7 protein-coding genes are annotated in these 7,246 nt (G+C 27.2%); all 7 read right to left on the minus strand.

Annotation, left to right across the window (positions count from 1 at the left end; genetic code table 11):
* Positions 1-1,103: 1,103 nt before the first annotated feature.
* The 7 genes from ABFX13_RS14270 to ABFX13_RS14300 all read right to left on the minus strand — a co-directional run bounded on the left by ABFX13_RS14270 (position 1,104) and on the right by ABFX13_RS14300 (position 7,017).
* Positions 1,104-1,958: a hypothetical protein gene (locus tag ABFX13_RS14270; protein WP_346047146.1), complete on the minus strand. Its 855-nt coding sequence runs from the start codon at positions 1,956-1,958 to the stop codon at positions 1,104-1,106.
* Between the two features lie 7 nt (positions 1,959-1,965).
* The gene (locus tag ABFX13_RS14275) at positions 1,966-2,607 is read right to left on the minus strand and encodes a hypothetical protein (RefSeq protein WP_346047148.1); all 642 of its coding nucleotides are present in this window, start codon (positions 2,605-2,607) and stop codon (positions 1,966-1,968) included.
* Between the two features lie 258 nt (positions 2,608-2,865).
* Positions 2,866-3,498 carry a hypothetical protein gene (locus ABFX13_RS14280; RefSeq protein ID WP_346047150.1) on the minus strand — a complete coding sequence of 211 codons (633 nt, stop codon included), beginning with the start codon at positions 3,496-3,498 and terminating at the stop codon, positions 2,866-2,868.
* 955 nt (positions 3,499-4,453) lie between these two features.
* On the minus strand, positions 4,454-4,714 hold the full coding sequence (locus ABFX13_RS14285) for a hypothetical protein (protein ID WP_346047152.1): 261 nt from the start codon (positions 4,712-4,714) through the stop codon (positions 4,454-4,456).
* Positions 4,715-4,984: 270 nt separating this feature from the next.
* Positions 4,985-5,347: a hypothetical protein gene (locus tag ABFX13_RS14290; RefSeq protein WP_346047154.1), complete on the minus strand. Its 363-nt coding sequence runs from the start codon at positions 5,345-5,347 to the stop codon at positions 4,985-4,987.
* A 593-nt stretch (positions 5,348-5,940) separates the two neighbouring features.
* Complete coding sequence (locus ABFX13_RS14295; protein ID WP_346047156.1) at positions 5,941-6,591, minus strand: hypothetical protein; 651 nt, start codon at positions 6,589-6,591, stop codon at positions 5,941-5,943.
* Positions 6,592-6,741: 150 nt separating this feature from the next.
* Positions 6,742-7,017: a hypothetical protein gene (locus ABFX13_RS14300; protein ID WP_346047158.1), complete on the minus strand. Its 276-nt coding sequence runs from the start codon at positions 7,015-7,017 to the stop codon at positions 6,742-6,744.
* Positions 7,018-7,246: the final 229 nt, after the last annotated feature.

Genomic DNA, 7,246 nt, shown 5'->3' on the forward strand with positions numbered 1-7,246 from the left:
GAGAGGTATTTAGTTATAGTCATGACCAGTCATGCCCCTTCACTAGTATACCCACTGTAACTTCACAATTACAGTAATCTGTTCAGTAATATTTCTATTACAACTTGCTCATTAGTGCCTTTATCAAGATTTCAGATTCTCCCTCTGCATTTCTGCAACACATGTTATCCTTGTAATGAGTTCTCTGTGGGTTCTAACCTGGTGCCAACCTACCAGGATCAACCAAACCCACTATGCCCAACCTTTTTCAGGGACATCTCTCATATCATACAACTATTATAACAATGTTACTTGTTAATTTTCTCTGAAATGAGCCATTTATTTTATAGTGGTTTTCTTTCTACACTCTTACAGTTAACTGTAAAATTTTCTTAATTTAGTTTTTAAATATGTTTCAACTTACAATCCATCTCTATCTATGTATTCCTGATTAGTAGCTCTACCTAATTATCCAGGATAGGTTTAATCCTCACATGGTATCAAGCCTTTTAACTATGTTATAAGCTAATAGTAATTATCAAGCATACTATCAATGCTTCCATTGCCTCAAGCCCTTTAGCTATGGTATAGGGGCTTTATTACTCCTCAGGTAGTTTCTCTACATTAAAAAAGCCTGTCCTCCATTTGTGTTGGAAAACAGGCTATAATTTCATTAGTTTATTTACACTTTAAGTATATTGCTCAATTTGAGGTATATACTATCTATGTAACATTTTTTAAATTCTATCTTTACAGATATGCTATTTTTTAATATAATCTATTATATATTAATAACATATGTAAACAAAGGCTTTAATTACTAACTCATACACTGTGTACCACCACATGTAGGTTTAATCCTTGATAGATGTACCACCATCTAACTTGGACTGTAGTTAAGGCTTTTTTTTATTTAGTTTTTATAAGTAAAATAATACTATTAATTTCTACATAAAGCAAGCTTTTTTTTCTATAAATCTCAGTATTTTCAGTATGTACAGTAAATACTAACTTTATTTGTACATTATTTAAAAAACTAAAAATTATGACCTACTATATGCCATTCTAAGACTTTTCAAATAATCATCCATATATTTGTACCACTTGATTTTACAATCATTAAACTATAAATCAACTTTTCTTAACTTTCCTCTTAATCCTTCATCAATAACTTTAGGATAATACTTCTTTATTAAAGAGTCTATATTATCCCTGTTTGAAAGAAATTGATATACCTTTATACTGTTATTACTACTTTTAATCATAGTGATCCAAAATACTATTGAGTTTATATCCTCAGCATTATCAATACAATCAAGATAATCATACCAATTTTCAATATAAATTACTCTTTTATATATATTAGTATCCTTCATATCTTCTACAAGTTTATCACTCACCCAATCTAAAAAATCATCAAAGTACTCTGTGTCTTTGCAAGGCTTTACTCTCAACATCTTATCAAAATCAGTCATTATCTCTCCTGTAAGTTTATACTTATTAACTGCAAATCCTTTCCCTTCACATGGTATTTTTTTATAATCATCTTTATAAACTTGTTTTATATTTTCACTTGGTATCCTTGTTTGAATATATGAAAATTCTAATAAAGTAAAAAGCATCTTTTTTTTATGCTCTAATTTTTTATCATTATCTATTTCCTTCTCTCTATCAGCTTTTTTCTGACCAAATTCAAATATTAAATATGCTCCACTAAATGCAATAAATGGTGCTGTAAAAGATGCTATTGTAGAAAGTTTATTTGCATCAGTTATATTAGTACCAAATGAAATTATATACCCAGCTACTCCAACCATAAGTAAAATAAACATTGTTAGTGTAATCTTTAAACTACTTCCACCCTTATCTTTTTCATCATACAGATTTTTTTTGCTAATAAAAAATGCTATCACAAGTATTACAAATACTACTGTTATATACCCCTTATCACTCATAATAAAATTTATAATTTGTTTCATTTTTATTTTATCCTTTACTATTTTTGTATTTTTCCATAAATTCTTTTAATGCTTGGCATATTATATCCTGTTTTTTATATTGCTTATGTTTATCACAAAACTCTATAAAATCCTTTTGTATATCAGGATAGAATTTATATGCTCTTGATACTGCCTCTCCCTCAAACTTGTCTATCTTTAATTCCTTAGGAGTAACATCTATTACCTCATGTTCCTTCTCATACCATCTATAAACTGCATCCAATTTCTCAGCCATTTGCTCTACTTTTTTATAAGATTTTAGCATCAGATTGAATTTCTCTTTATCTACTACAATCTCTCTACTATTGTAGATTTTAGACTCTACCTCAGGATTTGATCCATTTGTATGCCTTTCTACAGGAATAGAACTTTTGTAGATTTCTTTATCAGGAGATTTTTCTGAACTACTCACTATTTTTTCTACATCTGTAGACTTTTTGTAGAGTCTTTCTTTCTGATTATATTTATAACCATTCTCCTTCATAATCTTCTGTAAGGTTTTCTCTCCAATGCCTAAATCTTCTCTAATCCTGATAACTGTTTGCCCCTGTGAGAGCCTATCATTTAAATATTGTATCTTCTTCTCTATATCTAACTCTATAAACTCACCCTTTGTTAGTTGCTCCATTTAATCCTCTCCTCATATTCAACAGTTTCTCTACCATTTTTCTACTAATATAATTTTACTACATTTGTAGATTCTTTGTAGAATATTTTTATATAAAAAAATAAAGGAGAGCATAAGCCCTCCCTATCTATTTCTCTATTTATATTTATTTTTATAACCTCCTAAAATCATAGTTTTGCATGAAACCTGATTTCAATGCATCTATACATTGATTAAATGGTTCATTCTTATATCTCTGCTCAAAGTCTAATTATTTAATTAGTTCTGAAATTCCTTCTTTAATTCCTGTATATTTTCAGGTATCTTTATCTTTCTACCTAAATCAAATCCTCCAAACTTAGATATATCAAACACTTGAGCTATTTCATCTATAGTTCCAGTACTGTCTATTGTCAGATACACTCCCTTTTTCCACTTTATTGGCTCTATAGCCTCATTGTATTCCTGACTTAAAGTATTCATATCATTACAAGTTTGAGCAACTTTTAATAGCCCATCAAATAAATCATTTTTATACTGTGTCATGTTATGCTCAAATTCTGCATATAAATCCTCTTTTATTTCTTTATACACAGATATTGCTAAGTCATTCTCTATAGTTTCTTTCTGCTCTCTAGCTGTATTGATAGCTCTCTGAGTATCAATTATTAAGTTTGGTAACACTTTTATTCTTTCTTGATTTCTCAAATATGTATCATATCCTGTATGGACATCTATTTTATTACCATTAACTTTTAAGTACTCTTGCTCAGCTCTAAGCTCTTCTAAATCTTCTAGAGGTTTCTGTATATTTTCTTTCTCATACTGATCTAGGTTAGCATACATTTTATCTATTAAATCTATAGTCTTGTTTAATGCATCTCCTTTTATTTCTTTTTTCTTTATTGCCATACTGTTATATCTCCTAACTATATTTAATTAGCTAAGTTAATTGCAAATATAAAACACAATTAAATAGCTATTACATTAAACAAGTAATGAAGATTTATAAATGTTTGATAAAAGTCCATATATAATCCCAAAACTCAAAATTATTTTATATATTTTCAATACACTAGACTGAGGCTGTCAGCCACCCCCTCCCCCATGTGTAGGGGTCTTGTTATGTTCATTGATTTTTATTTATAAATAAATTTGTATAATTATTTGTACAATTAAACAATTGCTTTTTTGTACAAAAATATTTTAATAAAAATAATCTAATCAATAGATATATATGTAGCTATTCCAATGCATCTATGTATAGATATATGTACACATAACTAACATACCTTTTATTGTACATTTAACTGATAGTAAGTATTGTCATGAGTTTATAGATGTACATTTAGCTATTGTATTTGTACTTAATCAAATTCTCTACATACTGTTATACATATACTTAACAGCATATTATTATAACCTATTTATAGCCATTATTAGCTTGTTATTTGTAATATTTAATGTATTAATCTTATTCTCTATTACATAAGCTGTAAGATGCTCTCAGAGCCTTATATAAATAGGGTATCCATTACCTTTTTAAGCACCCCACTATTTAGAAATAACATTACCCATTATTTTTATTAAATGGTAAAGGCTATTAAAACTTTACACTACCCCTACCTTTTAACTATACCTTAAATATGTATTTTGGGTAGTCTTTAAATAAATACAGTATTTTCAACCCTTTTAGCAATCTCATCTTATCAACTTAATTATATAAGGTTTTTAATTTTAAAAAATAATAAGGTAATTTGTTATTAAACTTAACTTAATAAAGTCATTATTGTGTTTTTATCATTACAACTTTATTAAATTAAAAAAGACACCTACCTAAATAAGTGTCTTCATTATCTATTTATATTTATACAAAATTTATTAAATCAGCTGAAGTAAGTCCTAATTCTCCAATTAAAAAATCTTCCATTTCACATTCAGTTTTTAAATTTCCCTGATTTGCTAAATCATTATTTATATTATATGATATCTCATCTAACTTATTGCTTTGTGTATTCCAATCTATAGATACTGTTTGTACTCTATACACACCACCATACTGTTCTAAACCAACATTTATACCTTCAATCATAGCAATATTAACATTATATTTTTGTAATAATCCCATTCCTTTTCCTCCTTGGCTTATTTTGTCATAATACTATTATATATTTACAATATGTGGGTTTTCTAGTTACAGAATTGATATTGTTTTATTTATATATAAAATTACATTTTTTAAAGTTGCAACATAGCCTTTTAAAAAATCCCATATAGGCATTGAATTTACTCTATCTTAACAAAGTGAAATATTTTATCAGGTTGCATTTAGTTGCACTTTTTTAGATTTTTGGAGTCATACAAAAAAGACACTTACCTGAGTAAGTGCCTATGTTCTCTATTTTGATTTTACTATATCTAATATATTATTTATTGCCTCTCTTTGTTTCTCTGTTACTTGTATATCATTCTTATCAGCAACTAATTCTTTAGTTCTTGATATAATTTTATTGACCATTTCCATATCTTTTTCATTACAATCTACATTAATATATAATTCATTATAATCATAATTGTAATCTAATTCCATAGCACCAAATGCCTCATAAAATTCAACAAACATATCTCTACTATCAGAGTTAATTTCTTTTATTGCAACAGCATTTAAATTAAATTCTTCTGTTAATGTTGATATTAACTTTATGTAATCATTTAGATTTCCTAACTTAGTGTCTTTTGCTACAAGTATTTTTTTACTCATATTTTTACCTCTTTCATCATTTTTTACACATTTTACCATCTAGTAAAAACTTATACAAGTTTAAATTATTATGTATTAAAGTTTGTAACATAAGAACTATCTATATATAAATAATAGATACAGATATATAGTAGGTACTTATGTATCAATATTTGTAACAATAAAATAGACATAAAAAACAGCTACAAGAAACTAATACAAACTGAATAATTGTTCCAATTTGATTAAATCCCTGTAGCTGTTCCATTTACTTATATTTATGTAATACTGTTTTAATATTTAAAGTTTGTTTATGTATTAATTTCTAATATAGATATTGTATTTTAATACAATATTAGGCTTTAGCCTATTTTCTTTACTAGACTTTGAATAGACTTATCCTTTCCTGAGCCTAAAGGCTTTTGTCTTTGACAAACAACTTTTTATTAATTGTTTTATCAAATTTATCATTCTCTTATTTAGCTGCTATTTTATACTGTTTATATTACTGTTGTCTTTCTATATATTATAGTACAGCTGAAAAAACCAATTTAAACTATGTTTTTGTAAATAAAGTTAATAGTTAAAAAGTAAACAAGTTTAAATTTAAGGCTTTAGTTGTTTAACTTAATTACTTCTGTTATTAATGGTAAAATAGTTGTTGCAACTTTAGGACCTTTTGTAAACAACCAAGTCATTGCTCCTTTTGCCTTTTCCCATTTCTCCCTTGGCTTTTCATCAGAGTTATTTAATTGTTCTAGTTCATTAATTTTAGCTAATATTTCTTGTAACTCTTCTTCCCCTAGGCTAATATCATCCTCAATTACATTTCTAGCCTCTTCAAATAATAATTTTACATCTACAGTATTACTGTTGTTATTATTATTTGAAAGATTATTGCTGTTAGTATTGCTACTGTGATTATCACTATGGTTGTGATTGTTATTATTAGTTACAAAGCTAACATTTGGTACTGGTTGTTCTTTTGGCTGTTTTTTTTCATCTCTTAGCTTTGCTAAATGCCATTCTAATTTAGCTTTTATATTGTTTAAATTACTTCTATAATCTGCAGGGGTCTCAAACCTATTTCCATACATATCAAATGCAATATCCTCATAATCTAAATCTTTTTCTATATGATCTATATCACCTCTATATTTGGCAACTAATTCTTTTTGTAAATTTTCAGCCTCATAGAAATGATAGCATGTTGAGTTTAATTTTTCATCTATTCTCTTTATATCCTTTAAAATGCTTTCTTCCATTAATCAATCTCCTTATGTATCTATTTCTTAAATAAGCCCCTTAATACTAATATAATTGCAAATATTACCCCTAATAATTCTAACCCTTTGAGTATAGTTTTTAAATACAAATTCTCTGCTAAACTTTTCATCTACTCTGTAGCCTCCTCTTTATTTTAAAGACAAGATTTCTTTGTGAAACTCATCTATACTATTTCTTAAATCTACTAATAAATCATTATCTTCTCCTGTAGCATTTAGCCAATAGTAATCCTCTTCAAACTTCTCATATAATACCTCTATACTATGTACTTTTTCAATTATTCTACTACTTGTATCTTCATTGGTTGCATTATTGTATTTCATACTCACTTTATACTTGAACTCTCTAATAGCTCTAGTATGTTCCTGAACTGTCCTGAGTAATTGTTTTATATCTTTATTCATTTATTATACTCCTATTTTTAATATTGTTATATAGTATTGTTTTTTGTTTTTATGATAGTCTGATTAGGATTGTTAGCAGAATTTGGCATCCCTCCCTCCTGACTTGAAATTCTTTAAAATTCCAAGTCAAGAGAGGTATTTAGTTATAGTCATGACCAGTCATGCCCCTTCACTAGTATACCCACTGTAACTTCACAATTACAGTAATCTGTTCAGTAATATTTCTATT

The sequence above is a fragment of the Paraclostridium tenue genome (assembly GCF_039521565.1).
Classification (GTDB): Bacteria; Bacillota; Clostridia; order Peptostreptococcales; family Peptostreptococcaceae; genus Paraclostridium; species Paraclostridium tenue.